Annotated in this window: 22 protein-coding genes and 2 riboswitches; of the genes, 10 read left to right on the top strand and 12 right to left on the bottom strand. The window is 61.8% G+C overall.

From position 1 onward, the window contains the following. Positions 1 to 8 precede the first annotated feature (8 nt). From JOE34_RS17045 to pcaD, 4 genes are all read right to left on the bottom strand, one after another. On the bottom strand, positions 9 to 1,049 hold the full coding sequence (locus JOE34_RS17045; RefSeq protein WP_003422925.1) for a hypothetical protein: 1,041 nt from the start codon (positions 1,047 to 1,049) through the stop codon (positions 9 to 11). A gap of 376 nt (positions 1,050 to 1,425) precedes the next feature. Continuing rightward, complete coding sequence (locus tag JOE34_RS17040; RefSeq protein ID WP_003394765.1) at positions 1,426 to 2,034, bottom strand: FMN-dependent NADH-azoreductase; 609 nt, start codon at positions 2,032 to 2,034, stop codon at positions 1,426 to 1,428. A gap of 74 nt (positions 2,035 to 2,108) precedes the next feature. Next, a complete protein-coding gene (locus tag JOE34_RS17035; protein WP_010409175.1) occupies positions 2,109 to 3,068 on the bottom strand; it encodes a LysR substrate-binding domain-containing protein in 960 nt (319 codons plus the stop codon). Between the two features lie 80 nt (positions 3,069 to 3,148). Next, positions 3,149 to 3,940: a 3-oxoadipate enol-lactonase gene (gene pcaD / locus JOE34_RS17030; RefSeq protein ID WP_024663694.1), complete on the bottom strand. Its 792-nt coding sequence runs from the start codon at positions 3,938 to 3,940 to the stop codon at positions 3,149 to 3,151. 126 nt (positions 3,941 to 4,066) lie between these two features. Here pcaD and JOE34_RS17025 point away from each other — a divergent pair, with 126 nt between their 5' ends. Further along, positions 4,067 to 4,435: an MmcQ/YjbR family DNA-binding protein gene (locus JOE34_RS17025; protein ID WP_003342070.1), complete on the top strand. Its 369-nt coding sequence runs from the start codon at positions 4,067 to 4,069 to the stop codon at positions 4,433 to 4,435. On the opposite strand, the gene JOE34_RS17020 is transcribed toward JOE34_RS17025, so the two are convergent. Both JOE34_RS17020 and JOE34_RS17015 read right to left on the bottom strand, forming a co-directional pair. Then, a complete protein-coding gene (locus tag JOE34_RS17020; RefSeq protein ID WP_209996194.1) occupies positions 4,430 to 4,864 on the bottom strand; it encodes a DUF1294 domain-containing protein in 435 nt (144 codons plus the stop codon). The genes JOE34_RS17025 and JOE34_RS17020 overlap by 6 nt on opposite strands. Further along, positions 4,861 to 5,691 carry an undecaprenyl-diphosphate phosphatase gene (locus JOE34_RS17015; RefSeq protein ID WP_010409188.1) on the bottom strand — a complete coding sequence of 277 codons (831 nt, stop codon included), beginning with the start codon at positions 5,689 to 5,691 and terminating at the stop codon, positions 4,861 to 4,863. The genes JOE34_RS17020 and JOE34_RS17015 overlap by 4 nt, the downstream gene beginning before the upstream one ends. Positions 5,692 to 5,943: 252 nt before the next feature. Between JOE34_RS17015 and pnuC the strand changes: the two genes are divergently transcribed. Beyond that, positions 5,944 to 6,507, top strand: a complete 564-nt coding sequence (gene pnuC / locus JOE34_RS17010; protein WP_003315346.1) for a nicotinamide riboside transporter PnuC — start codon at positions 5,944 to 5,946, stop codon at positions 6,505 to 6,507. After that, positions 6,504 to 7,049 carry an AAA family ATPase gene (locus JOE34_RS17005; protein WP_209996185.1) on the top strand — a complete coding sequence of 182 codons (546 nt, stop codon included), beginning with the start codon at positions 6,504 to 6,506 and terminating at the stop codon, positions 7,047 to 7,049. Before pnuC ends, JOE34_RS17005 begins: the two co-directional genes overlap by 4 nt. Here JOE34_RS17005 and JOE34_RS17000 read toward each other — a convergent pair. Next, complete coding sequence (locus JOE34_RS17000; RefSeq protein WP_029572916.1) at positions 7,026 to 8,351, bottom strand: sigma-54 dependent transcriptional regulator; 1,326 nt, start codon at positions 8,349 to 8,351, stop codon at positions 7,026 to 7,028. The two genes, JOE34_RS17005 and JOE34_RS17000, sit on opposite strands and share 24 nt — an antisense overlap. 329 nt (positions 8,352 to 8,680) lie before the next feature. On the opposite strand from JOE34_RS17000, the gene JOE34_RS16995 reads away from it, so the two are divergent. Continuing rightward, a complete protein-coding gene (locus tag JOE34_RS16995; protein ID WP_003315350.1) occupies positions 8,681 to 8,947 on the top strand; it encodes a hypothetical protein in 267 nt (88 codons plus the stop codon). Between the two features lie 159 nt (positions 8,948 to 9,106). On the opposite strand, the gene JOE34_RS16990 is transcribed toward JOE34_RS16995, so the two are convergent. The 4 genes from JOE34_RS16990 to cobW are packed head-to-tail and all read right to left on the bottom strand — an operon-like array spanning position 9,107 to position 15,638. Beyond that, positions 9,107 to 9,718 (bottom strand): VWA domain-containing protein, encoded by a 612-nt coding sequence (locus tag JOE34_RS16990; RefSeq protein ID WP_209996872.1) that lies wholly within the window; start codon positions 9,716 to 9,718, stop codon positions 9,107 to 9,109. A gap of 53 nt (positions 9,719 to 9,771) precedes the next feature. Beyond that, the gene (locus JOE34_RS16985) at positions 9,772 to 10,806 is read right to left on the bottom strand and encodes an AAA family ATPase (protein WP_003394740.1); all 1,035 of its coding nucleotides are present in this window, start codon (positions 10,804 to 10,806) and stop codon (positions 9,772 to 9,774) included. Beyond that, positions 10,806 to 14,570: a cobaltochelatase subunit CobN gene (gene cobN / locus JOE34_RS16980; RefSeq protein WP_209996183.1), complete on the bottom strand. Its 3,765-nt coding sequence runs from the start codon at positions 14,568 to 14,570 to the stop codon at positions 10,806 to 10,808. The genes JOE34_RS16985 and cobN overlap by 1 nt, the downstream gene beginning before the upstream one ends. A 3-nt stretch (positions 14,571 to 14,573) precedes the next feature. Then, positions 14,574 to 15,638, bottom strand: coding sequence for a cobalamin biosynthesis protein CobW (cobW, locus tag JOE34_RS16975; RefSeq protein ID WP_032662436.1), 1,065 nt, complete (start codon positions 15,636 to 15,638; stop codon positions 14,574 to 14,576). A 118-nt stretch (positions 15,639 to 15,756) separates the two neighbouring features. Continuing rightward, positions 15,757 to 15,979: riboswitch (cobalamin riboswitch) on the bottom strand. 58 nt (positions 15,980 to 16,037) lie between these two features. After that, positions 16,038 to 16,253, top strand: a riboswitch (cobalamin riboswitch). Positions 16,254 to 16,351: 98 nt separating this feature from the next. On the opposite strand from cobW, the gene JOE34_RS16970 reads away from it, so the two are divergent. The 4 genes from JOE34_RS16970 to cobM are packed head-to-tail and all read left to right on the top strand — an operon-like array spanning position 16,352 to position 18,476. Further along, on the top strand, positions 16,352 to 16,534 hold the full coding sequence (locus JOE34_RS16970; RefSeq protein WP_003342053.1) for a CbtB domain-containing protein: 183 nt from the start codon (positions 16,352 to 16,354) through the stop codon (positions 16,532 to 16,534). A 10-nt stretch (positions 16,535 to 16,544) separates the two neighbouring features. Then, positions 16,545 to 17,267 carry a CbtA family protein gene (locus JOE34_RS16965; RefSeq protein ID WP_010409233.1) on the top strand — a complete coding sequence of 241 codons (723 nt, stop codon included), beginning with the start codon at positions 16,545 to 16,547 and terminating at the stop codon, positions 17,265 to 17,267. Then, positions 17,245 to 17,694: a cobalamin biosynthesis protein gene (locus tag JOE34_RS16960; RefSeq protein WP_003394736.1), complete on the top strand. Its 450-nt coding sequence runs from the start codon at positions 17,245 to 17,247 to the stop codon at positions 17,692 to 17,694. Before JOE34_RS16965 ends, JOE34_RS16960 begins: the two co-directional genes overlap by 23 nt. Before the next feature lie 32 nt (positions 17,695 to 17,726). Beyond that, positions 17,727 to 18,476 (top strand): precorrin-4 C(11)-methyltransferase, encoded by a 750-nt coding sequence (gene cobM, locus JOE34_RS16955; RefSeq protein WP_003422960.1) that lies wholly within the window; start codon positions 17,727 to 17,729, stop codon positions 18,474 to 18,476. Between the two features lie 98 nt (positions 18,477 to 18,574). Here cobM and JOE34_RS16950 read toward each other — a convergent pair whose 3' ends face one another. Then, the gene (locus JOE34_RS16950) at positions 18,575 to 22,057 is read right to left on the bottom strand and encodes an indolepyruvate ferredoxin oxidoreductase family protein (RefSeq protein WP_209996181.1); all 3,483 of its coding nucleotides are present in this window, start codon (positions 22,055 to 22,057) and stop codon (positions 18,575 to 18,577) included. A gap of 173 nt (positions 22,058 to 22,230) precedes the next feature. Between JOE34_RS16950 and JOE34_RS16945 the strand changes: the two genes are divergently transcribed. Further along, complete coding sequence (locus tag JOE34_RS16945) at positions 22,231 to 22,698, top strand: Lrp/AsnC family transcriptional regulator (RefSeq protein ID WP_002553253.1); 468 nt, start codon at positions 22,231 to 22,233, stop codon at positions 22,696 to 22,698. Positions 22,699 to 23,192: 494 nt separating this feature from the next. Then, entirely contained in the window at positions 23,193 to 23,744 is a 552-nt protein-coding gene (locus JOE34_RS16940) for a sigma-70 region 4 domain-containing protein (protein WP_122219908.1), read from the top strand. Positions 23,745 to 23,838 lie beyond the last annotated feature (94 nt).

Genomic DNA, 23,838 nt, shown 5'->3' with positions numbered 1-23,838 from the left:
CGGCGTGCTTACTGATGATGCGCCGTTTGCATGCCTGAACGGTCATCGTCGGCGGAATTCAGCGCCGCACTGAAAAACCGCACCGCTTCGGCACTCAGGTTGCGGTGAATATCCTCGCGGTCCACGCCGTCAGGGTCGTTGCACAGCAACGGCGCACTGGCGCGTTGCTCATCACTGCACGGTGCCATGAAGACAAAATGCCCTGCCCCGGCCAGTAGCTTGTAGTCGGGCGGCTGCGGCAGCTTGCGCGCCAGTGCCTCTGCGTTTCGGTCGATCGCCAGCAACTGATCGTCATCTCCCGCGTACATCAAAACCGGCACGTGCACATCACCCAACGTGTGACGGCCGAACATCAGGCTCAATGGTGCCATCAACATCAACGCGCCAACCCTCGGATCAGCCTGAGCATGAAGGTCATCACGGTCCGCGACCAGTTCGCCCTGCGTCTTGCAGGCGTCGCGGTCTGTCGGGCGTTCGACGCAGTACTGACGCAGACGCTGCAGATCAGGCTGCGCGCCAGCGAGAATCAGCGCGGTTTCGCCACCGGCCGAATAACCGATCACGCCCACTTGCCGGGCATTGAGATAGGGGGCCAGCAAGGGGTCGAGCAAGGCCGTACTGATCGCTTCGGAAATCTGCAGCGGCCGACCGTACAGGTTGCTCAGGCTGCCGAGACGGCTGTGATCGCGATCATTGTCGCCAGGATGGACCACGGCAACCACCACAAACCCCTGCCGCGCCAGCGAAGTGGCCAGGTCATGCAGCGCCAGCGGGGTGCCGGTATTGCCGTGCGACAGCAACAGCAAGGGGAAACGGCCCATTGCGATAGGCGCCTCTTCACCGGCCTCGACGCGATAGCCATGCAGGATGCTCACTTGCTCGGCGGCGGTCGAGGGGTAAAAGGCGATGGCCTCGACCGGCTGGGAATCCAGTGGATCAGGGAAACTCAACGCGTGATAGCCCGCGCTCCAGGACTCGTCCGCCAGAGCGTGCACCGAAACAAGGCTATCGAGCAGGAAAACCAGCATCACTGCACAAAGACGTACCATGGCAAGGCCCAACCTTTGCAAATCCGGAACCTCGTCCGGACAATCCATCAAGCGCTTGTGTCGAGCTTCATGCTCCAGCGCGCCGTTCCCACCCAGATATGAGTGTTGAAAACAGAAATAGTGCACAAGCCGGGCCATAAACTGCCCGTTGTTTTTTCGCGAGGGCGACTATTTTCGCCAGCCTGACAAGGCATTGCTCGAAAAGGCTAGTCTAGTCCCGAAAGATCGCCATTACCTGTAAGGAAGCTGTCAAGGTTGTCTCCCGTCAACGCGCAGCTTACCGGCAACCCATCGCCGTGCATCAGAAACAAAAAAACTCCACAACCCGGCAGGAACCCCTGCGCAGGTTGTAGAGTTTCGTGTACAGCGCTCTGGATCAGGCCGCGAACAACTCGTTCTGAATGTATTGCTGAGCAGCGCTCATGGCGCTGGCACGCGGCTCTTCGCCATACGCCAGGCCGTGGGCACGGACGAATTGCAGGTCGGTGATACCGATGAAGGCGAACAGCGTCTTGAGCAGCTCTTCGTGACCGGTGCCAGTGGGTTGCCCGGCGTGCAGACCGCCCGAGGTGGAAACGATAATGACTTTCTTGCCGCCACACAGGCCTTCAGGACCCGCTTCGGAATAACGGAACGTGCGACCCGCGATCAGAATCCGGTCAAACCAGGCTTTCAGCTGGGTCGGGATGGTGAAGTTGTACATGGGTGCGCCGATGACCAGCACGTCCGAATCGAGAAACTGCTGCAAGGTGGCTTCGTTGCCTGCCACTTCCTGCTGCTGGGCGGCGTCACGGACGTCTACAGGCGTGCCCGCTGCGGCGAGGCTGGCGGCCGAGAAATGCCCAAGCGCATCGCTGGCCAGATCTCGGTAGGTGACCTGGCTGTCGGCGTGCACATTCAGGTAGGCCTGGACAACCTCACGGGTCAGCTGACGTGAAGCAGAGTGATCGCCAAGGATGCTGGAGTCGAGGTGCAATAGATTCATAACGTAGCTCCCATAAGAAAATCGCCACGGGGCGATGAAGTGGCGAGCATCCTATCCTTGATCGCAATAGATGATTAGTGGTCTTGAATGCGACTGTTCGTTCTATTAAGAGAACAATAAAGCGAATCAGGACTCAGGCTGAGCTCTTTGAACGAGGTCTCGAACACATCCAGCAGGCCCCTGACCGCTGGAAGCAGGCCTCGGCGCGAGGCGAACACGGCATGCACGATGCCGCACTTGGGTCGGTGCTCGCTGAACAGCTCGATCAGACGTCCGTCCTGCAACGCTTCCCTGACAATCAGCTCGGGAAGCTGCGCCACGCCGACTCCCTGCAAGGCGGCCTGCAGCATCATGTCCAGGTCCGAGCTGATGAGCCGCGGCGTGTGGCGTATTTCGGCATACTGGCCGGGCTGCGTCTCCAGCAACCAGCGGTGCTCGTGATTCGAAGACGGCATGTCGAGGCTGGGCAGTGTCGACAGCGCGTCGAGAGAAGGCGTCGCCGACAGCCTGGCCGCCAGGTCCGCGCGCGCCACCAGACGCTGGGCACTGTGCCCTAGCTTCTTGACCACCAGCCCGTCGTCCTCCAGCGGGGGAAAGCGCACACGTAGCGCAATGTCGATGTTCTCGGTCAGCGGGTCGACGCGTCGGTTGGTACTTTCGACCTGAATCTGAACCTTGGGGTGCTCGGCGGCGAAACGGGCGATGGTCTCGTTGAAGCCCATCGCTGCCAACGCCGGAGGACAACTGATCACCACCCTGCCCTGCGGTTCGGATTTGGAACGCAGGATGGCCTCTTCGGCCGCCTCGGCCTCGACCAGCATGGCCACGCAGTGCGCGTAATAGTCACGCCCGCTTTCGGTCACCGCGAAGGTGCGGGTCGAGCGGTGAATCAGGCGCACACCCAGGCGCTCCTCGAGCCCGGCAATACGCCGGCTGAGCTTGGACTTGGGGATCCCCAGCTTGCGACTTGCCGGCGCAAAGCCAAGGCACTCGACCACCTGGACGAAATAAAACAGATCGTTGAGATCAAACACCCGGCCACCTCGTTTTCAGAGCCGGGAGTATGCAGCGCCGTGCCCCGTGCCTCAAGGCCGCGACTGAGGATCGCGCCGGGTCATTCGGCAGTCAGAAATGCCAGCACCGGGCCGGTAAATGCCTCACCCGCCTCGACGCTGGACAGGTGGGCCGCGTGCAGTTCGATGAGCTGCGAACCCTGAATCCGTTCGACCATGAAACGCCCGTCCGCCGGGGTTGTTACAGCGTCCTCCGTGCCACAGACCACCAGCACCGGCAGTTCGATGGACGCGATCTGCTCACGGAAATCCGCATCGCGCACAGCCGCGCAATTGGCTGCGTAGCCCTGTGGCGAGGTACGTGCCAGCATGCCGACGACCGTGTCGACCGCAGCGGGCTCGGCGTGCGCGAAGGAAGGCGTGAACCAGCGTGCGATCGAGGCATCGCGCAACGCGACCATGGCCGACTGCCCGTCACGCAGAACGGTTTCGATACGAGGATTCCAGACATCGGGGTTACCGATTTTGGCGGCCGTATTGCACAGCACGACCTTGTGCAGGCGCTGCGGCGCATTGATTGCCAGCCATTGGCCGATCAGCCCGCCCATGGACAGGCCGCAGAAAAAAGCCTTGTCGATGTCCAGCGCATCGAGCAGCGCCAACACATCGCGACCGTTTTGCTCGATGCTGTAACTGCCCTCAGTGACCAGCGATTTGCCATGGCCGCGCGTGTCGTAACGCAATACCTGAAAGTGACGGCTGAAGGCAGGCACCTGGTTGTCCCACATGTGCAGATCAGTGCCCAGGGAATTGGACAACACCAGCACGGGCGCGCCCGCCGGACCTTCGAGCAGGTAGTTCAGTTGACCATCAGCGAGTTGCACGGCAGACATTCGAAACTCCGGAGAAAGGCAAAGCTGCACACTAATCAGTGTCGCAGCAGCATACAATCGGCGGATCGAATATCCGTGCGGCTATCGAACAGCTTACCGTGCGCCGTCAGAACCCAGGGAGCATCCATGCCAAAGAGCCCGCAAAAGACCCTGCACAAGGAAGACATCGCCAGATTCTGTCTCGACCTGCCAGGCGCGCGTGAAGACTACAAGTGGGGCGGCATACGGGTTTTTTCCGTCGCCGAAAAGAAAATGTTCGCGGTCATGGATCTGGTCGGCGAGGACCTTGCGTTCAAGGTCCACCCGGAATTGTTTCTGGGTTACGTGGATCGACCCGGCATACGACCTGCACCCTACCTGGCGCGTGCGCACTGGATCAGCGTGGCCGACCTGAAGACGCTGAGCGCCGATGAGGTGCGCGACCTGCTGACCCGCTCGCACCAGTTGGTGGTCGGCAAGCTGCCGAAACGGCAACAGATCGGCCTGAAGCTATAACGGCAACAGTTGCACAAGCCGCTTGCCCAAAAACAGCCAGTCAATCCACAGCGCCTGATGCACCAGCACGATCAGCCAGAACACGACCTGGAAAGATACCTTGCGGGTCTTGTGCCGGAACACCTGCTGCGCCAGCAGCGCGCCGGGCCAACCACCGAGCAGCTCGACGCCATGCAGGACGTTCTCCGGGGTGCGCTGGCCCGCGTTGCCGGCCTGTCGCTTGTCATGCCGGTAAAGCACGAACGCCAGCAGGCTCATGACGATCAAGACCAGCGCCGGGATCGGCGTGACTTGCCTCAGCCACAGCGACGCCGTGCCGTAAACCGGTAACGCACACAGCAGCAACAACACCAGTACCTTCAAGTGCAGTTGCCGGACCGGCGACCTGCCACGGCTGGCTGGCCGTGACGACTCGCGGTTCGCTGTCATGCCTTGGCCGATGCCCAGTCGATCCAGCCAAACTGCCAGGTCGCCAGAATCAGCAGGCCGAAGGCGATGCGATACCAGGCGAACACCGCATAACTGTGAGTGGCGATGAACTTGAGCAAACCGCGCACTGCGATCATCGCGAAGATGAACGAGGTGATGAAGCCGATGGCAAATACCGCGAAGTCGTCCGGGCGAAACATGTCACGGTACTTGTAGCCCGAATACACCGCGGCACCGACCATGGTCGGCATGGCCAGGAAGAACGAGAATTCGGTCGCCGCCTTGCGGGACAGGCCGAACAGCAGGCCGCCAATGATCGTCGAACCCGAACGCGAGGTGCCGGGGATCATCGCCAGGCACTGTACCAAGCCTATTTTGAGCGCATCGCTCCAGCTCATATCATCGACGGTTTCGGTGCGCACGGTGTGCTCGCGGCGCTCGGCCCAAAGCATGATCACCCCACCGATGACCAGCGCCATGGCCACGGTAATGGCATTGAACAGGTAGTGGTGAATGGTATCGGCGAAAATCACGCCCAGCACCACGGCAGGCATGAAGGCGATCAGCAGGTTAAGGGTGAAACGCTGCGCTTGTTGCTGTTTGGGCAAACCCACGACGACGTCGAGGATCTTGCGCCGAAACTCCCAGACTACTGCCAGAATCGCCCCCAACTGAATGATGATGTTGAAGGCCATGGCGCGCTCGCCGCCAAAATCGATCAGGTCGGCGACGATGATCTGATGCCCGGTACTGGAGATCGGCAAGAACTCCGTCAACCCTTCTACAACACCCAATATCAACGCCTGAGCAGCGGTCCAAAGATCCATCATTCCCCCATGAAGCGATGCCGCAGGCTCGCTGTTTAATGTTGTCGTGTAAAAAAATGCTTGCCACTATGCCGCCACATGCCTGAACGAAGCTTGAAGAAACTCGCGCAAATGCAAGGCGCGGAATGCTAGCAGACCTGCACGCACAACGCCTGCTGACGTAAGCTCCGGCGCAACACAAGCTGCACGCCGCGCGCAGAAGCGCATACAATCGCCGGCCCCGCCCCTCACCACCCTCACCAAGGAGCCGCCATGTCCGGGCTTGAACTCTTCGCTGCCGCCATCGGCGTTATCGCAGTCTGGCTGACAGTGAAGCAGAATCCCTGGTGCTGGCCAATTGGCCTGGTCATGGTGGTGATTTACATCTGGATATTCTTCGACGTGAAGTTGTATTCGGACATGCTCCTGCAGGTCATCTACGCAGGCCTGCAGGTCTACGGCTGGCTGCAATGGACCCGGCACGGTGACGGCCTTCCGGTCAAAGCCGTAACCACGTTGCAGAACAGTTCGGTGCTCAAGGGGCTGGCGGTCGGCGTACTCATCAGCGTTGCACTGGGTGCCGGCATGGCGCATTTCACCGATGCGGCACAACCCTGGCTGGACGCCGCATTGACCGGGTTCAGTCTGGTGGCGCAGGTCTGGATGGCGCAAAAGCGCGTTCAGTGCTGGCCGCTGTGGATCCTGCTCGATGTGATTTTCGTCGGCCTGTTCATCTACAAGGACCTTTACCTGACGGCTGCGCTGTATGGCCTGTTCACCCTGCTGGCGGTGCAGGGCTGGCGCGAGTGGCGCAACGATCTGGCGCTGGCGCGATGAAAGTTCTGGTCCTCACCGGCCCCGAGTCCAGTGGCAAGAGCTGGCTGTCGGCGGAGATACAGCATAGGTTCGGCGGCCTGCTGGTCGGCGAATATGTGCGGTATTTCATCGATCAGCAGGGCCGCGACACAGATTACGCCGATATCCCGGCCATCGCTCAGGGCCAACTGGCCTGGGAGGACGCCGCGCGCGGCGCAGAGCCAAACTTGCTGATACTCGACACGCACCTGTTGAGCAACATGCTCTGGAGCCGCACGCTGTTCGGCGACTGCCCTGCGTGGATCGAACAGCAACTGCTGAGCCGTTCCTATGACCTGCACCTGCTGCTGTCGCCCGAGGGCGTTGACTGGATCAGCGACGGCCAGCGCTGCCAGCCGCAGCTGGGTGAACGCCAGGCCTTTTTCAACGCCAGCCGGGAATGGCTGGAACACCATCGGCAGGCTTACCGGATAGTGGGCGGTAGCTGGGAGCAGCGCCGCGAGCAGGCGCTGAGCGCTGTCTCGCAGTTGCTGGACGACTCAGCGGATCTGGTGCTTGTGTAACAGCCGATAAAACGTCGGTCGCGAAATACCCAGCACTCTGGCCGCCACGCTCAGATTGTCACTGTGGCGCGTCAACACATCGCACAACGCCTGGCGCTCGGCCCGGGACTTGTAATCCTCCAGCGTGCCCATGTTGCCAACACTGTCCTCTTCGCCCAGCAGGCCCAGATTTGCCGCTTCTATCTGTCTGCCTTCAGCCAGCACCAGCCCGCGCCGAACGCGACCGGCCAGCTCGCGCACATTGCCCGGCCAATCGTGCTTGCCCAGCGCCACCAGCGCATCCTGACTGAAACTGCGCGCCCGCCTGCCGGTTTCCTGACTGTACACATGGGCGAAATGGTTAGCCAGCAACGCCAGATCGCCATGGCGCTCGCGCAGCGGCGCTACACCGACCTGCAGCACATTGAGTTGGTAATAAAGGTCCTCACGAAAGCGCTTTTTGCGCACGGCCGTTTCAAGATCCTCGCGAGTGGCGGCCAGCACCCGCACATCCACTGCAATCGGCTCGCCGCCGTCCGCGCGCTCGATCTGCCGGTCTTCGAGAAAGCGCAGCAGGCTCGCCTGGGTATCCAGCGGAAGCTCACCTACCTCGTCGAGCAACAGCGTGCCGCCGTCTGCGGCTTCAAGCAGTCCGACCCTACGCGCCTGAGCATCGTCAAAACCGCCGTCCTCATGACCGAACAGCACGGTGTGGATCGACTGCCCGTCAGGCGCTGCGCAATCAACCACGATAAAGGGTTTGTCACGTCGCAAGGACTGAGCATGCAGGCTGCGGGCGATCAGTTCCTTGCCCGTGCCCCGCTCGCCCCTGATCAGTACCGGCGAATCGGTGGGCGCCAGTTTACTCAGCAGCCTGCGCAGTTCACGGACAGGCCGACTGTCGCCGAGCAGCTCGGGGTCCGCGCTGAACGGCGATGGCGAGCCCTGCACTGGCGGCGGCCCGGCCGTAAACGCTCTGTCCAGCGAGGCGTGCAGCCGACCGGCATCGAAAGGCAGCGTATGAAAGTCGAAAAACCAGCGGCAGACGAAATCGCCGATTTTCTCGCGGCGCAAATCACTGGCTGACAGCACGGCAATCCAGCGCACCGGGCTGTTAACGAACAGCGCCTCAAGCCTGGGCAAGTGTTCAAAATGATCGGACGTCAGGTGAATCAGGCCTACATCACAATCAGAAATGATTGCCGAACCCGATGGGCTTTCCTGCACCGTCCAGCCGGCTTCGATCAGAACAGGGATCAATGGATGACAGTCGTCACCGCCATCGAGCATTAACAGACGTCGTGTTGGGGCCGATCCATGCATGAAGTTTCCTTGGCGCCCGGCGTATGGAGGGATTTTGAAAAGCTTTTTATAAACAGTCTGTTGGCGAGCCCAATCATCACCCTAGCCAATATTTGACGCGGCGTTGTACCGTTTGGGTCTAACGCTCATAACCTGAAGTCATTAACGCGCTACATGCCCGACCATTTTTGCCCGGGACATCCATGCGCGCGCCCGTCGAAAATAATTCGCAACTATTTTCATTGAACAGTGTGACTCATGCCCCCTTGTCGTTCATCAACACAAGTAACCAGCCGGACGGTTAGCCCGCCGCCGTGACTGAATTGATATGGGCACTTGAGGAAACGACCATGAACGCCCCACTGCGCTTCAACGATGCACTTCTGATCGCTGGACACGCTTTTGAACCCTTCCAGTGTGTTGCCTGGGCACCACAGGACGGTAACGGCGAACTGAGCCTGACGGTGATCGACCGCACCAGCAACCGTATCGGTCGCAAGCAGATCCCGAGCAGCACCTATTCCGACAAGCGCCAGCTGGCCAGCGCTCTGGAACAGGCCCGTGCAGAAATCAGCAACGAAGGCTACGACCTTGAGCCGTGGACCATGCCGGCTTGATGGCTGACTGAGCCGGCTCCCCGCTTGGCGTAATGGAAAACCTGTGGGATCGCCGCACTCGCCGCGCCCACAGGAATTTGTTCTCAGTGCCATGCTCTGCGCGCGCCAACCCCGCAGAGCATCGGCAAGAGAGCACAGGGCCTGACGGGGTCCCCACCCTCAGACCCGCTTCAACTCATCGATGTGCCGGTACTCGGCCCCCAGACTCGATGCCAGTTCCCGCGCCCTTCCCAGGCGGATCGGGCCTTTCTCGATATCGATCAGCAAACTGGCGCAGTCGAACGCGAGCAGTGCCGGCAACGACTTGATCCGACCATCGGTCAGCACCAGAACCCGCTGCTGTTCGGCCGGATAGCGTTTTTGCCGTTGCGCCAACCATTCAGCCGCCTGTTGCAGCGCTTCCGGCAACGGCGTACCACCACCAGCCCCCAGTGCATCCAGCCAGGGTATCAATGCCGATGAGGCCTTCAGCCCCTGATGTTGCCAGCGTGGCGCAGTGCCGCTGGCGGTCAGCAAGGCCAGCCGAGCCCGGCGTCGATAGGCATCGTCGAACATCTGCGACAGCAGGCCCTTGGCCTGACTCAACGCCTGATGGCGGCGGGTAGACGCCGAAGCATCGACAATCACCAGCAATAACTCGCTGGGCCGGCTGCTACGCGGTTGACGGACCAGGTCCTTGTGGCTCTTCGGCTGACCGCGCAAAAAGGTCGGCAACCATTGCACCGGGCCATCAGCTCCGACACGTACAGCGCCCTGCCTGCCGCTGGCCAGTCGACCGGGACGGGGAATGGCATCCGCCCCCTGTATGGCGCGGGGACGGATGCCTAGGGCTTTTTTGGCCAGCTCGGCACTTCGCGGCGTGATCCGGTCGTGACTGCCTGGGCGGGCAACTCACCCCAACTGCCCTGCCCGCTTTCAGGCTCGGCCTGTTTGCTGGACGATCCTGGTGGCGGCGGCGGTGCCTCGGAATTCTGCGGCGGTGGCGAGGGCTCGCGGCGCCGGTGACGCAAGGCAAATTCGGCAACGGCCTCGATGTCCTGCTCTTCAATGTGCCCCGCACCCCGCCACGCCGCATGAGCACGCGCAGCCCGCAGCCAGACCAGATCGGCGCGCATGCCGTCGACGCCTGCGGCAAAGCAGCGCTCGGTGATCATTGCCAGGGACTGGTCATCCAGCTCGATGCCCGACAACAACTGACGTGCCTGTTCACAACGCCGCTTCAAGGCATCCTGCTGCGTTTGCCACTGCCGGCAGAAGCTCTGCGGATCGCTGTCGAAATCCAGACGGCGACGGATGATCTGACTGCGCTCGGCAGGCAGCGTATGGCCGCTCAGGGCCACATTGAGGCCAAAGCGATCCAGCAACTGCGGGCGCAATTCGCCCTCTTCGGGGTTCATGGTGCCGATCAGCACGAAACGCGCAGCATGACGATGGGAGATACCGTCGCGCTCGACCAGGTTGACGCCGCTGGCCGCGACGTCCAGCAGCAGATCGACCAGATGGTCGGCAAGCAGGTTGACCTCATCGACATACAGCACGCCACCGTCGGCCTTGGCCAGCACGCCTGGAGAGAAGCGCGCGCGGCCTTCGCTCAGCGCGGCGTCGAGATCCAGCGTGCCGACCAGACGCTCTTCGGTAGCGCCCAGCGGCAAGGTGACGAACTGACCGCTGGCCAGCACATCGGCCAAACCGCGGGCCAGCGTCGACTTGGCCATGCCTCTTGGCCCTTCGATCAACACGCCGCCGATGCGCGGATCAATGGCAGTCAGGCATAACGCCAGTTTCAGGTCATCGGCACCGACCACAGCGGCCAGTGGAAAATGCGGAGTTTCGCTCATCGTTGAATCAGACACGGTCATCAGTTCTCTTCTATGTCCAGGAGCAGGTCTTCCAGCGCCTGCTGATACTCGCCAGGCTCCTGCCAGAGGCCGCGCTGCTGGGCTTCGAGCATGCGCTCGGTCATGTCGCGCAGCGCATCGGGGTTGTGCTGGGCGATGAAATCACGAGTCGCCGGGTCCAGCAGATAGGCGTCGGCGAGCAGCGCGTACTGGTGATCATCGATCAGCTCGGTGGTCGCGTCGAACGCGAACAGGAAATCCACAGTCGCGGCCATCTCGAAAGCACCTTTGTAACCATGGCGCTTGGCCCCTTCGATCCATTTCGGATTCGCTGCGCGCGAGCGTATCACCCGGTTCAGCTCTTCCTTGAGGGTGCGGATTTTCGGCAGGTCGGGCTGGCTATGATCGCCATGGTAACTGGCGGTCTTCTGCCCGCTGAGGGTTTCAGAAGCGGCGAGCATGCCGCCCTGAAACTGGTAGTAGTCATTTGAGTCGAGCAGGTCATGCTCGCGATTGTCCTGATTCTGTAGCACCGCCTGCACCTGAGAAAGCCGTTGGGCAAAGCGCTGGCGCGCGGGCGTACCTTCATCGGCAGCGCCATAGGCGTAACCACCCCAATTGAGGTAAACCTCGGCAAGGTCATCGCGGCTCTGCCACAGGCGGCCATCGATCGCGCCCTGCACGCCAGCGCCGTAGGCACCGGGTTTGGCACCAAATATCCGCCAACCAGCCTGACGCGCCGCCTCGTCTTCATTCAGGCCTTCTGCGATGAAGCCTTGCCGTTCTTCACGGACCCTGGCCGCCAGCGGGTTCATGTCGTCGGGCTCGTCAAGCGCCGCGACGGCCTGCACCGCAGCGTCGAACAGCTTAATGAGGTTGGCGAAAGCATCGCGGAAGAAACCGGAGACCCGCAGTGTCACGTCCACTCGTGGGCGGTCGAGCAGGCTGATCGGCAGAATCTCGAAGTCATCGACGCGCTGACTGCCAGTCGCCCACACCGGACGCACGCCCATCAGCGCCATGGCCTGGGCGATGTCGTCACCGCCGGTACGCATGGTCGCCGTGCCCCACACCGACAGGCCCAACTGGCGCAGGTGATCGCCATGGTCCTGCAGGTGTCGTTCCAGCAACAGGTTGGCGGACTGGAAGCCGATTCGCCAGGCCGTGGTGGTCGGCAGGTTGCGCACATCCACGGTAAAAAAGTTGCGGCCAGTGGGCAGCACATCCAGGCGCCCCCGGCTCGGCGCGCCGCTGGGGCCTGCCGGCACGAAACGACCACTCAGCGCGTCAAGCATGCCCTGCATTTCGCCGGGGCCGCAGGCATCCAGACGCGGCGCGACGACGTCACGCAGGCTGTCGAGAATCTGGGCCAGATCATCGTGCGCCGGCAAGTCGGTCAACGCTTCGCCCTGCGTAACGCGTTCGATAAGGATGGCGGCGTAAAGCTCCAGCCGCTCGCGCGCGTCGCCCGCACTGCGCCAAGGGTCGCTGCTCAAGGCCTGCAACGCAGCAGGGCGCGGGCCGTTCCAGGGTTCGGCCAGCTCGCAGTTCAGCGGGTCGAAGTCTAGCTCGAAGGCCTTGCTCAACGCGCGCAACAGACTGGACTGCGCGCCACGCCCGTCACCACGCGGAATACGCAGCAGCGCCAGCAAAGTGTCGATGCGCAGACGGCCTTGTGGCGACTGACCGAAGATATGCAGGCCATCGCGAATCTGCGATTCCTTCAGATCACACAGGTAAGTGTCCAGACGTGGCAGCCAGAGCGCCGCATCGGCATCGCTGTCGAGGTTCTCGCCCAGCGCCAGTTCGCGGTCGATATGGGTTTCACGGACCAGTTCGAGAATGTCACGCTGCAGCTCGCGCGCGCGGCGCGGATCGAGCATTTGCGCTTCGTAGAATTCGTCGGCGAGCAGCTCCAGATTGCGCAACGGGCCGTAGGTCTCCGCGCGGGTCAGCGGCGGCATCAAGTGATCGATGATGACCCCCTGAGTGCGCCGTTTGGCCTGTGCGCCCTCGCCCGGGTCGTTGACGATGAACGGATAGATGTTCGGCATGGCGCCCAGCACCGCGTCCGGCCAGCAGGTTCGCGACAACCCCACGCCTTTGCCCGGCAGCCACTCGAGGTTACCGTGCTTGCCGACATGCACCACCGCATGCGCGCCGTAGGCCTTGCGCAGCCAGAAGTAGAACGCCAGGTAGCCATGGGGTGGAACCAGATCCGGGTCGTGATACACCGCGCTCGGGTCGACCTGATAACCCCGTGCCGGTTGAATGCCGATGAACGTGAGGCCAAAGCGCAGTCCGGCGATCATCATCCGGCCGCTGCGAAACATCGGGTCGGTGTCCGGCGTGCCCCAACGGGCATTCACCGCATCGCGATTTTCCTGCGGCAGTTCGTTGAACGCCGCCAGGTATTCCTCCAGCGCCATGCTCTGGTGACACGGGCGCTGGTCGATACTGTCCAGATCATTGGTCACGCCGCCCAGCAGTTGCTGGATCAGTTCGGTGCCAGTGTCCGGCAACGGTGCCAGCGGATAGCCCTCGGCCTGCATGGCGCGCAGAATATTCAGCGCCGCAGCAGGGGTATCGAGCCCCACACCATTGCCGATCCTTCCGTCGCGAGTCGGGTAGTTGGCGAGAATCAGCGCCACGCGCTTTTCGCCATTGGGCAGGCGCGCAAGTTCGATCCAGCGCCGCGCCAGTTCCGCGACGAAATCCATCCGGTCCGGCTGGGCACGGTAGCAGACCACGTCCGACTGGCTGCGCTCACTGCGCCAGGCCAGGTCCTTGAAGCTGATCGGCCGGCTGATGATCCGTCCGTCCAGCTCCGGCAAGGCAATGTGCATCGCCAGATCACGAGCGCCAAGGCCCTGTTCGCTGGCCTGCCAGGCAGGCTCGTTGTCCTGCGCGCAGATGGCCTGAATGACCGGCACGTTGCGCCGGAACGGACGCAGATGCGGCGCCTCCGGACTCGACTGTGCAAAACCGGTGGTATTGAGGATCAGCTCGGTTTCAGCCTCATCCAGCCAGTCCTCCACCTGAGTGAAACAGCCGGGTTCCTTGAGGCTGGCCACAGCAATGGGCAGCGGGTTGATGCCTTGCGCCTGCAAGCGCACACAGAACTCGTCGATGAAACCGGTATTGGCGGCCTGCAGGTGCGAGCGATAGAACAGCAGCGCCACCACTGGCTGCTCGGCAAGCCAGTCTGCCTGCCAATCGGCAAGCTGCGCGCTTGCCAGGCGAGGATGGTAGATGGCTGTGCGCGGCAACGGCGCGGGCTCGACCCAGGAATAATCGCGGTCCAGCCAGCGACTGGCCATGCAGTTGTACAACTGCAGCGCGTTCTGCAGGCCACCCTGACGCAGAAACTGCCAGAGTCGGTCGCGTTCTACGGCAGGCACGGTGCTCAGATCACTCAGTTCCGGATCAGGACGGTCATCACCGGGCACCAGAATGACCTGAACGCCGCGTGCCGCGAGCTCCATCAGCCGCTCGACGCCGTAGCGCCAGTAGCCAATACCGCCGTGCAGAGAAATCAGAATGACCTTTGCGTGACGCAGCACTTCATCGACGTACAGGTCGACAGAGGCGTGATTCTGGACCTGCATCGGGTTGGCCAGACGCAGGCTGGGGTAGTCGTCGGGGAGCTCCCGGGCGGCTTCGGCCAGCAGCGCCAGGCTGGAGTCGCCGCTGCAGAGAATCACCAGCTCGGCCGGGGTCTGGCCCAGATCGGCAATATTGTCGTCAGGTACGAAACCGCCGGGCTGGGTTCTCAGTAAATGCATGGGTCAGCCGACAATCGCAGCATTGAGTTGCGCTTGCAGGGCCTCGGCATCCAGCTCCTGACCAATCAGCACCAGGTGCGTGGCACGCTCTTCATCGGCACGCCAGGCGCGGTCGAAGTGCTTGTCGAAACGCGTGCCGACACCTTGAATCAGCAGGCGCATCGGCTTGCCGGGAATGGCCGCGAAGCCCTTCACACGCAGAATGCCGTGTTGCACCACCAGTTGATTCAGTGCATCGAGCAGGACTTTCTCATCGGCTTGCGGCAGCTTCAGGGAAATCGAATCGAACGCGTCGTGATCGTGGTCATCATGATCGTCATCGTCGTGGTGATCATGGTGGGTCTTGCGAGCATCGATATGCAGTTCGGACTCGGCACCGACACCCAGCAGCACGCTGATCGGCAGGCGACCACTGCTGGCTTCGATCACCTTGACCGCAGGCGGCAGCTCCTCGGCAACTTCGGCACGCACCGTCGCCAGACCTTCGGCGTCGATCATGTCGGCCTTGTTGAGGATCACCAGATCGGCGCTGGCCAGCTGATCGGCAAACAGTTCGTGCAGGGGCGACTCGTGATCCAGGTTGGGATCGAGTTTGCGCTGCGCATCGACTTGATCCGGGAAGGCAGCGAAAGTACCGGCCAGTACCGCCGGGCTGTCGACCACCGTGATCACCGCATCGACCGTGCAGGCGTTGCGGATTTCCGGCCATTGAAAAGCCTGGACCAGCGGCTTGGGCAGCGCGAGCCCCGAGGTTTCGATCAGGATATGGTCGAGGTCACCACGGCGCGCGACCAGTTCGCGCATGACCGGGAAGAACTCTTCCTGCACGGTGCAGCACAGGCAGCCGTTGGCCAGTTCGTACACCCGGCCGTTGGCTTCTTCTTCGGTGCAGCCAATCGTGCACTGCTTGAGGATTTCTCCGTCAATGCCCAGCTCGCCGAACTCATTGACGATGACCGCAATGCGCCGCCCTTCAGCGTTGTCGAGCATGTGCCGCAACAGGGTGGTCTTGCCCGAGCCGAGGAAGCCGGTGACGATGGTGACGGGAAGCTTGGCCAGTGTTTTCATCAGGTGCCCTTTGGCAATGCGGCGGGCAAACAGGACGAGAACCGCATGCAGGACACGCAGATCGGATCGCCACCGGATCACCCCGCCCGGTTGTAGTGAGAATTCTCCAAGGCCGCAGCATGTGCGGCCCGTTCGAGGCAGGTCTCCTGGCTCACGGCGGCGTGCGGCAGTCAGTGAAAAGCGCCGACACGCATTCATCGCGCCTTCCCGCCGCAGCAGTGGCTGTGCAATGAACATGACCGTTTACAGTTGCGGGGGCAGCTGCGGCTTGTACCGCATTCCCGTCTTAGCTCCACTGGGTGATGTTTTACCCAGGGAGAACCTCGAATCAGCAAGGCTACGCAGTGACTGCAGACAGGTCAATCGTTCAGATTGACGCTGCCCCGCCGCCCATGCTCTCCTGTGCGCCTTGTTTCGGGTGCCCCTCACGGGGTGAAACGGGAAACCGGTGCGCTCGCGTTTTCGAGCAAGTCCGGTGCTGCCCCCGCAACGGTAAGCGAGAGTAGGTCTGATCCACTGTGCCGCTGGCATGGGAAGGTGACCTTGCAGGCTTTGACGCACTGACGTCCTGGTCCCTCGCGAGCCCGGAGACCGGCCCGATATGCTTGCAATGACAAACCCGCGGTGGGCGGGCGCAGTTGAAACCTCCGGCCTCTGCCGGCAGGTTCTTTTGCGCGTGGCCCACTTGCCGATTACCAACAAGAGGGAACGCCATGTCGACCATCAGCAGCCACGCCGCCGCGCCCAGCTCCACACGCACTCAACGCCTGACAGCCGCCATCAGCGCTGCGCTTCTCGGCGCCTGCCTGGTGTATTTCGCCGGTTTCTCGCACATCGCGGCCGTGCACAACGCGGCACACGATACCCGTCACAGCGCTGCCTTTCCTTGCCATTGAGGGCCTCACAATGTTCAAGCGAATTGCCTACACCGCAGGTTTCACCGGCCTGCTCGCCGCCCTGTTGCTGACGCTGCTGCAAAGCCTGTGGGTGGTGCCGCTGATCCAGCAGGCCGAGACCTACGAAAACGCACCTGCCGAGCAACTGCATCAGCACGCGGACGGCGCGATGGCCGAACACAGCCATGCCCATGACGAAGCGGCCTGGGAGCCCGAAAACGGCTGGCAGCGTGTGCTGTCCACCACCGGCGGTAACCTGGTGGTCGCGGTAGGCTTCGCCTTGATGCTTGCCGGGCTTTACACCCTGCGGGCGCCGGGTCGCACCGTGCAGGGCGCATGGTGGGGGCTGGCTGGTTTTGCCGTGTTCGTGCTGGCCCCGACACTTGGGCTGCCACCCGAACTGCCAGGCACAGCGGCCGCCGAGCTGAGTCAGCGGCAACTGTGGTGGCTCGGCGCTGCCGCGTCGACTGCAGCCGGGCTGGCCTTGCTGGTGTTCGGTCAGAGCTGGCTGCTCAAAGCACTGGGTGTGGCGATTCTGCTGGTCCCGCATGTGCTTGGCGCGCCACAGCCGCTGGTCCATGAAAGCCTGGCTCCCGAGGCTCTGGAATCGCAGTTCATGATTGCCTCGCTGCTGACCAACGCGCTGTTCTGGGTCGCGCTGGGGTTGATCAGTGCCTGGCTGTTCCGCAGAAACGACGTGCATACCGACAATGTCGACCTGCATCAGGCCTGATCCAGCGACCCTTCAACCCGGCGCACCTCTGGTTGCCGGGCTGGGCTGTCGGCGCGGCTGCTCGGCTGCGCTGTTGCGCGATCTGCTCGAGCAGAGCCTGCAGGCACTTGAGCTGGACATTGGCCGGGTGACCGCGCTGGCGTCCATCGACCTGAAAGAAACCGAGCCCGGCCTGCTTGAGCTGGCCGGGCAACTGGCTGTGCCACTGGTGTGCTTCAACGCCGCGCAACTGGTGGCGTGGGAACTGCACCTCACGCACCGTTCTGCGCAGGTGTTCCAGAACACGGGCTGTCATGGCGTCGCCGAGGGCTCGGCCCTGGCACTGGCGGCGCAACTGGGCGACGGTACGGCCACCCTGCTGATCGAACGGCAGAAAAGCGCGCAGGCCACATTTGCCTTGGCAATCAGCCCTGCGCACAGCGGATAATCTCCCCGCGCTCACTCACCCCGGAGAATTCATTGACTGTCTATTTCATCGGCGCAGGCCCTGGCGATCCGGAGCTGATCACCGTCAAGGGCCAACGCCTGATTCGCAGCTGCCCGGTCATTATCTACGCAGGCTCGCTGGTGCCCCTCGCCGTGCTGGAAGGTCATCAGGCCGTGCAGGTGACCAACAGCGCCGAACTGCATCTGGAGCAGATCATCGAGCTGATCAAGCGCGCGCACGCACAGGGCCAGGATGTGGCGCGCGTGCATTCCGGAGACCCGAGCCTGTATGGCGCTATCGGCGAGCAGATCCGCCATCTGCGCGAATTGGGCATTCCGTTCGAAATCATTCCGGGGGTGACCGCGACTGCTGCCTGCGCCGCGCTGCTGGGCGTCGAGCTGACCCTGCCGGACGTTTCGCAGAGCGTGATTCTGACCCGCTATGCCGACAAGACCTCAATGCCCAGCGGCGAGGAACTGGCCAGTCTGGCCAGCCATCGGGCAACCATGGCGATTCACCTGGGGGTGAACAACCTGCAGCGGATCGTCGAGGAACTCATGCCACATTACGGTGCCGACTGCCCGATTGCCGTGGTGCATCGCGCCAGCTGGCCGGATCAGGACTGGGCCGTTGGCACGCTGGCAGATATTCAGGAAAAGGTACAGGCCAAGGGCTTTCGCCGTACGGCGCTGATTCTGGTCGGACGTGTACTTGCCGATGACACCTTCAGCGAGTCCTCGCTGTACCGCGCCGGGCATGCCCACCTGTTCAGGCCGGTGTAGTCAGTACCGCCATGATGATCGCAGTAATGAGCGGCGACGCATGGCGTGATGAAAAGCGTGCCAACGCCGGGCTGGCACGCTGGTCGGTATTGCCCTCCTCAGGCAGCCGCCTCATACAGCTTCGGCGCGGCCACTTCGCCGCTTTCCAGGCTCTTGCGCAGAATATCGGCCTGCACGGCAGCCGCTTTCATGGCGCTTTCCTTGATGTAGCCATAGCCGCGAATGCGTTCCGGCAGGCGTGCCAGACTCAAGGCGGTGTGGCGATTCTGCGCCTGAAGGTGTTGCAGGATCAGTTCGATATCGCTGACATAGCGGTCAATCAGCGCCCTCTCCTGCTGACGTTCGAGACTGCGACCGAACGGATCGAGCGCCGTGCCACGGAGGAATTTGAACGTCGCCAGCACATCGAACGCGCGCAGCATCCACGGGCCAAAACTACGTTTGCGCGGCAGGCCATTGTGCGGATCGCGCTTGGCTAGCCACGACGGTGCCAGGTGAAACTCCAGTCGATAGTCACCCTCGAACTGCGCCTGCAACTGGCGGGTAAACTCGCCGTTGCTGTAAAGCCGCGCCACTTCGTATTCGTCTTTATAGGCCAGCAATTTGAAGTAATTGAATGCCACGGCCTCGGTCAGCGTCGGCTGCTGGCCAGGGAACGCGCGCGATTCGCTGTCGCGTACGCGTTGCACCAATGCCAGATAGCGCTTGGCGTAGGCGGCGCTCTGATACTGCTTCAAGGTATCGACATTGCTCTGGATGCGCTGATCAAGGTCCATTGGCTGCGGCTCGCTGACCTTGTTTTGCGGGTTGACGAAGGCCTCCACGGCGGCAGGATCATGCGCAGTACGACGCCCCCAGAGAAACGCCTGCTGATTCAGATTGACCGCTATGCCGTTGAGTTCGATGGCCTTCTCGATGGCCGCCGAGGTCAATGGAATCAGGCCCAGCTGAAACGCATAGCCGAGCATGAACAGGTTGCTGGCGATGCTGTCGCCCATCAGTCGAGTAGCCAGTGATGTGGCTTCGACAAAGTGGGTCTTCGCCGCGCCGACCGCCTCGATGATGGTCTGCTTCATGGCTTCGGCCGGAAACACGGCATCCGGATTGCGCGTGAACTCGGCGGTCGGTGTTTGCTGGCTGTTGACCACCGCATGGGAAATCTTGCTATCGAGCTTGGCGATCGCGTCCGGGCCGGCAGCCACCAGCAAGTCACAGCCGAGCAGCAAGTGCGCTTCACCGGCGGCGATACGCACGGCAAACAGATCCTCCTGGCGCGCGGCAATGCGGATATGGCTGACCACCGGACCGAATTTCTGTGCCAGACCGGCCTGATCGAGCACGCTGCAGCCCTTGCCCTCCAGATTCGCGGCATAGCCCAGCATCGCGCCGACGGTGGTCACCCCAGTGCCGCCGACACCCGGCAGGAGAATATTGAACGGCCTGTCGAGCGACGGCAGTGCCGGTTCCGGCAGACGCGCGAATGCTTCGACCTGCTTGGGCAACGCAGGCTTGCGCAGTTTGCCGCCATGCACGGTGACGAAGCTCGGGCAGAAACCCTCGACGCAACTGAAATCCTTGTTGCACGCGCTCTGATCGATTTCGCGCTTGCGCCCCTGCGCCGTTTCCTTGGGCAGTACAGACAGGCACCCGGATTTGACCCCGCAATCGCCGCAGCCCTCGCACACCGCCGGGTTGATCAAGGCGCGCTTTTCCAGGTCAGGCATGGTGCCGCGCTTGCGACGGCGGCGCTTTTCAGTGGCGCAGGTCTGGTCGTAGATGATGACCGACACGCCTTTGAACTCGCGCAACTCGCGCTGCACGCTGTCCAGATCGCGCCGATGATGAAAGGTGGTAATCGGCGCGAAGTCCTCACGACTCGGGTATTTGTCCGGCTCGTCGGAAACCAGCGCGATGCGCTGCACGCCTTCGTTGAATACCTGACGACTCAGTTGATCGACGCGCAGCACGCCGTCGATCGGCTGGCCACCCGTCATGGCCACCGCATCGTTGTAGAGAATCTTGTAAGTAATGTTGACCTTGGAGGCCACTGCCGCACGCAGCGCCAGGTGCCCCGAGTGAAAATAGGTGCCGTCGCCCAGGTTCTGGAAAACGTGCGGGGTTTCGGTGAACGGTGCCTGACCGATCCAGGTCACGCCCTCGCCGCCCATCTGGGTGAAGGTATCGGTTTCGCGGTCCATCCAGATGGTCATGTAATGGCAGCCGATCCCGGCCAGGGCGCGACTGCCCTCCGGAACCCGTGTCGAGGTGTTGTGCGGGCAGCCGGAGCAGAAATGCGGGGTGCGCTGGGTGGTGAACAGCGGCGCCTGCAGCGCTTGCTCCTTGTCGCTGAGAAACTGCAGGCGCGCTTCGATCTGCGGGCTGCTGTAGAACGGCGCAAGGCGTTTGGCGATCACCCTGGCAATCATTGCCGGGGTCAGCTCGCTGAGGTTTGGCAGCAGTGAGCGGCCCTGCTCATCGAACTCGCCGACCACCACTGGCCGGCGCTCAACAGGCCAGTTGTAAAGCTGACCGGTCAACTGGTCTTCAATGACACTGCGTTTTTCCTCGACCACCATAATCTCGTCTAGCCCTTCGGCAAAGTCGTGCACCGACACCGGCTCCAGCGGCCAGCTCATGCCGACCTTGAGCACGCGAATCCCGACCTTCTCGCACAGCTCCTGATCAATACCCAGCTCTTCGAGGGCCTGACGCACGTCCAGATAGGACTTGCCGGTGGTGATGATGCCCAGCCGGGGTTGCGCAGAATCGATCACCACCTTGTTGAGCTGGTTGGCGCGGGCGAAGGCCCTGGCCGCGTAGATCTTGTAGGTATTGAGTCGTGCCTCCTGAGCCAGCGGCGGGTCCGGCCAGCGGATGTGCAAACCGCCTTCGGGTATATCGAAGTCGTCAGGGATACGGGTTTTGATCCGCAATGGATCGACCTCGACCACCGCGGAAGAGTCGACGTTCTCGGCAATGGTCTTCATCGCCACCCAGCAACCGCTGTAGCGCGACAGCTCCCAGCCAATGATGCCGTAGTCGAGAATCTCCTGGACATTACTGGGGTTGAGCACGGGGATCATCGAGGCGATGAACGCATGCTCGCTTTGATGGGCGATGGTCGATGATTTGCAGCCGTGGTCGTCGCCCGCCAGGATCAGCACACCGCCGTTGGCCGCAACACCGGCTGAGTTGCCGTGCTTGAAGACATCACCGCAGCGGTCCACACCCGGCCCCTTACCGTACCAGAGGGCGAACACCCCATCGTACTTGCCATGCGGGAACAGGTTGACCTGTTGACTGCCCCAGACCGCTGTGGCGGCCAGTTCTTCGTTGATGCCCGGCTGAAAATGGATGGCGTTTTGTTGCAGGTAGTCCTTGGCGTCCCAAAGGCTCTTGTCTAGATTGCCCAGCGGCGAACCGCGGTAGCCCGAGATAAACCCGGCAGTGTTCAGGCCCTGCGCCTCATCGCGCTGCTTTTGCAGCATCGGCAGGCGGGTCAGGGCCTGTGTGCCGGTCAGGTACAGATTGCCGGTGGCAAGCCGGTATTTATCATCCAGACGAATATCAGCCAGGGACATGCGAATACCTCTCTTGTTCTTATAGGGTCAGGTCTTGTACGCCGGGACGGTCCTGCCCGGCAGCCTTGCAACTAGACTGCCAGCAGCAAAGAGGCTTTTTCTTTCTAAATGCGCGCAAATCTGCTGATATTCAGCATGCTTTTTTCGGCCAGAACAAAAAACAAGGTCAATTCATGCAGCCAAAATTGAGCCCCATCGATCGCAAGATTCTTCGTCTGCTGCAACATGACGCCAGCCTGTCGGCCGCGGAAATCGCCGAACGGGTCGAGCTGTCGCAATCGCCCTGCTGGAGGCGCATTCACCGGCTTCAGGAAGACGGGGTGATCGAGCGCACGGTCGCCCTGCTCAGTACCCAGAAGCTGGGACTGAGTATGACCGTGTTCGTTGAGGTCAAGCTGTCAGGCCATGGCCGCCGCTATCTGGCCGAGTTCGAGGAGGCAATCATCGGCCACCCGGAGGTGCTGGAGTGCTACACCATGGCCGGCGGGATGGATTTCATGCTCAAGGTGGTGGCTCAGGACATCGCCAGCTACGAACGCTTTCTGCGCGATCATTTGCTGCAATTGCCCCACGTCCACGAGGCCCATTCGAACATCGCCATGAGCACGGTGAAGCGCACCACGGAGCTGCCGCTGGACTAGGAATAGAATCGGGGAAAATCGAGAAAAGAAAATCCGCCGAGCGAGCGCTGGCGGATTATCGGTATCAATGAGGGAAATAAAAACATTTGACTTGCAAATGATAATGATTATTATTGCATCAGCGGGTCGCGAGACTCGCTGGATAACCCGGAAGTCTTAGGTCGGCTTCCTGATTATCTCCTCATCAGGCTAATCACGGTTTTTGACCCGGCTTATCGCCGGGTCTTTTTTTGGTTCTTTCTTTATGGTTTCGCTGCTTCAGGCTAATGAAGTCTGGGTGTTGCGCGGTGTGTTGCAATGCCGTGGATCATAGCAAAGGCGCCTCGATCAAGGCCATGCTTTTAGGGCAAAAACGCCTGGATGCGGCAGATAAAACGTAAATGCTGCACCTTTTCACTTGAGAATGATTCTCGTATTCACTAGTCTACGCTTGTCACGGACGCTACCCGACACCACAAGGAAGACTCCCATGGACGATCAGCGAGCGATACATCATGAGTAATCAGCTCTCGTCTCTACTGCACCTCCCCGTCCGCCTGCCCGAGCCGCAACCCACGCTGCAGGCCATCGAACTCGGCCACCGACTGGGCAAGCTCTCGCGCCGGACCCGGCAGATATTCCTGCTCAGCCGACTCGACGGCCTGGCCTATGCCGACATTGCAGCCTTCATGAGCGTCGACATCGCGCGGGTAGAGCGCGCGATGCTTCGCGCGCTGGGCAAGGCCTATGTGCCAGGCGCGGCAGACACCACCAGCGCTGCCATTCAGGCCGCCATTCAGGATCAGGCCAGCCGCTGGTATGTGCACTTGCAGAGCCCTGCGGCAACCGCCAGCGAACGCATCGAATTTCGCCACTGGCTGGACGCCGATGCCGCGCACCTTTCGGCCTTCCAGAACAGCGAGCGTTTGTGGCGTCAGTTGCAGGCACCCGCCTCGTTGCTCGGCGCATCCGGCTGGCATCGACGCAAGCGCCGCGTGTATCTGGTCTGGTGCCTGCTAACCGCCTTCATCTGCAGCCTGATGGTCACCGCCGAGGCCATGTCCTGACCCGCAGATGACCGTTGCAGTGAAGTTTACGTCGCAGGACGCGATGTTGATCGGTGTACAGTAGCCGCTTGAAAAGGCATCTACGCAGCAGGCA

It is taken from the genome of Pseudomonas sp. PvP028 (assembly GCF_017832255.1).
Classification (GTDB): domain Bacteria; phylum Pseudomonadota; class Gammaproteobacteria; order Pseudomonadales; family Pseudomonadaceae; genus Aquipseudomonas; species Aquipseudomonas syringae.
This window is presented reverse-complemented; position numbering and strand designations above follow the sequence as displayed.

Excerpts from the sequence above, each read along its gene's own strand:
- JOE34_RS17045 (WP_003422925.1), bottom strand. The coding sequence starts at position 1,049 with ATGGTACGTCTTTGTGCAGTGATGCTGGTTTTCCTGCTCGATAGCCTT.
- JOE34_RS16940 (WP_122219908.1), top strand. The coding sequence starts at position 23,193 with ATGAGTAATCAGCTCTCGTCTCTACTGCACCTCCCCGTCCGCCTGCCC.
- JOE34_RS17000 (WP_029572916.1), bottom strand. The coding sequence starts at position 8,351 with ATGCATGGATCGGCCCCAACACGACGTCTGTTAATGCTCGATGGCGGT.
- JOE34_RS17005 (WP_209996185.1), top strand. The coding sequence starts at position 6,504 with ATGAAAGTTCTGGTCCTCACCGGCCCCGAGTCCAGTGGCAAGAGCTGG.
- JOE34_RS16965 (WP_010409233.1), top strand. The coding sequence starts at position 16,545 with ATGTTCAAGCGAATTGCCTACACCGCAGGTTTCACCGGCCTGCTCGCC.
- JOE34_RS16970 (WP_003342053.1), top strand. The coding sequence starts at position 16,352 with ATGTCGACCATCAGCAGCCACGCCGCCGCGCCCAGCTCCACACGCACT.
- cobW (WP_032662436.1), bottom strand. The coding sequence starts at position 15,638 with ATGAAAACACTGGCCAAGCTTCCCGTCACCATCGTCACCGGCTTCCTC.
- JOE34_RS17025 (WP_003342070.1), top strand. The coding sequence starts at position 4,067 with ATGCCAAAGAGCCCGCAAAAGACCCTGCACAAGGAAGACATCGCCAGA.
- JOE34_RS16995 (WP_003315350.1), top strand. The coding sequence starts at position 8,681 with ATGAACGCCCCACTGCGCTTCAACGATGCACTTCTGATCGCTGGACAC.
- cobN (WP_209996183.1), bottom strand. The coding sequence starts at position 14,570 with ATGCATTTACTGAGAACCCAGCCCGGCGGTTTCGTACCTGACGACAAT.
- JOE34_RS16960 (WP_003394736.1), top strand. The coding sequence starts at position 17,245 with ATGTCGACCTGCATCAGGCCTGATCCAGCGACCCTTCAACCCGGCGCA.
- pnuC (WP_003315346.1), top strand. The coding sequence starts at position 5,944 with ATGTCCGGGCTTGAACTCTTCGCTGCCGCCATCGGCGTTATCGCAGTC.
- JOE34_RS16985 (WP_003394740.1), bottom strand. The coding sequence starts at position 10,806 with ATGACCGTGTCTGATTCAACGATGAGCGAAACTCCGCATTTTCCACTG.
- pcaD (WP_024663694.1), bottom strand. The coding sequence starts at position 3,940 with ATGTCTGCCGTGCAACTCGCTGATGGTCAACTGAACTACCTGCTCGAA.
- JOE34_RS17015 (WP_010409188.1), bottom strand. The coding sequence starts at position 5,691 with ATGGATCTTTGGACCGCTGCTCAGGCGTTGATATTGGGTGTTGTAGAA.
- JOE34_RS16945 (WP_002553253.1), top strand. The coding sequence starts at position 22,231 with ATGCAGCCAAAATTGAGCCCCATCGATCGCAAGATTCTTCGTCTGCTG.
- JOE34_RS16950 (WP_209996181.1), bottom strand. The coding sequence starts at position 22,057 with ATGTCCCTGGCTGATATTCGTCTGGATGATAAATACCGGCTTGCCACC.
- JOE34_RS17020 (WP_209996194.1), bottom strand. The coding sequence starts at position 4,864 with ATGACAGCGAACCGCGAGTCGTCACGGCCAGCCAGCCGTGGCAGGTCG.
- JOE34_RS17040 (WP_003394765.1), bottom strand. The coding sequence starts at position 2,034 with ATGAATCTATTGCACCTCGACTCCAGCATCCTTGGCGATCACTCTGCT.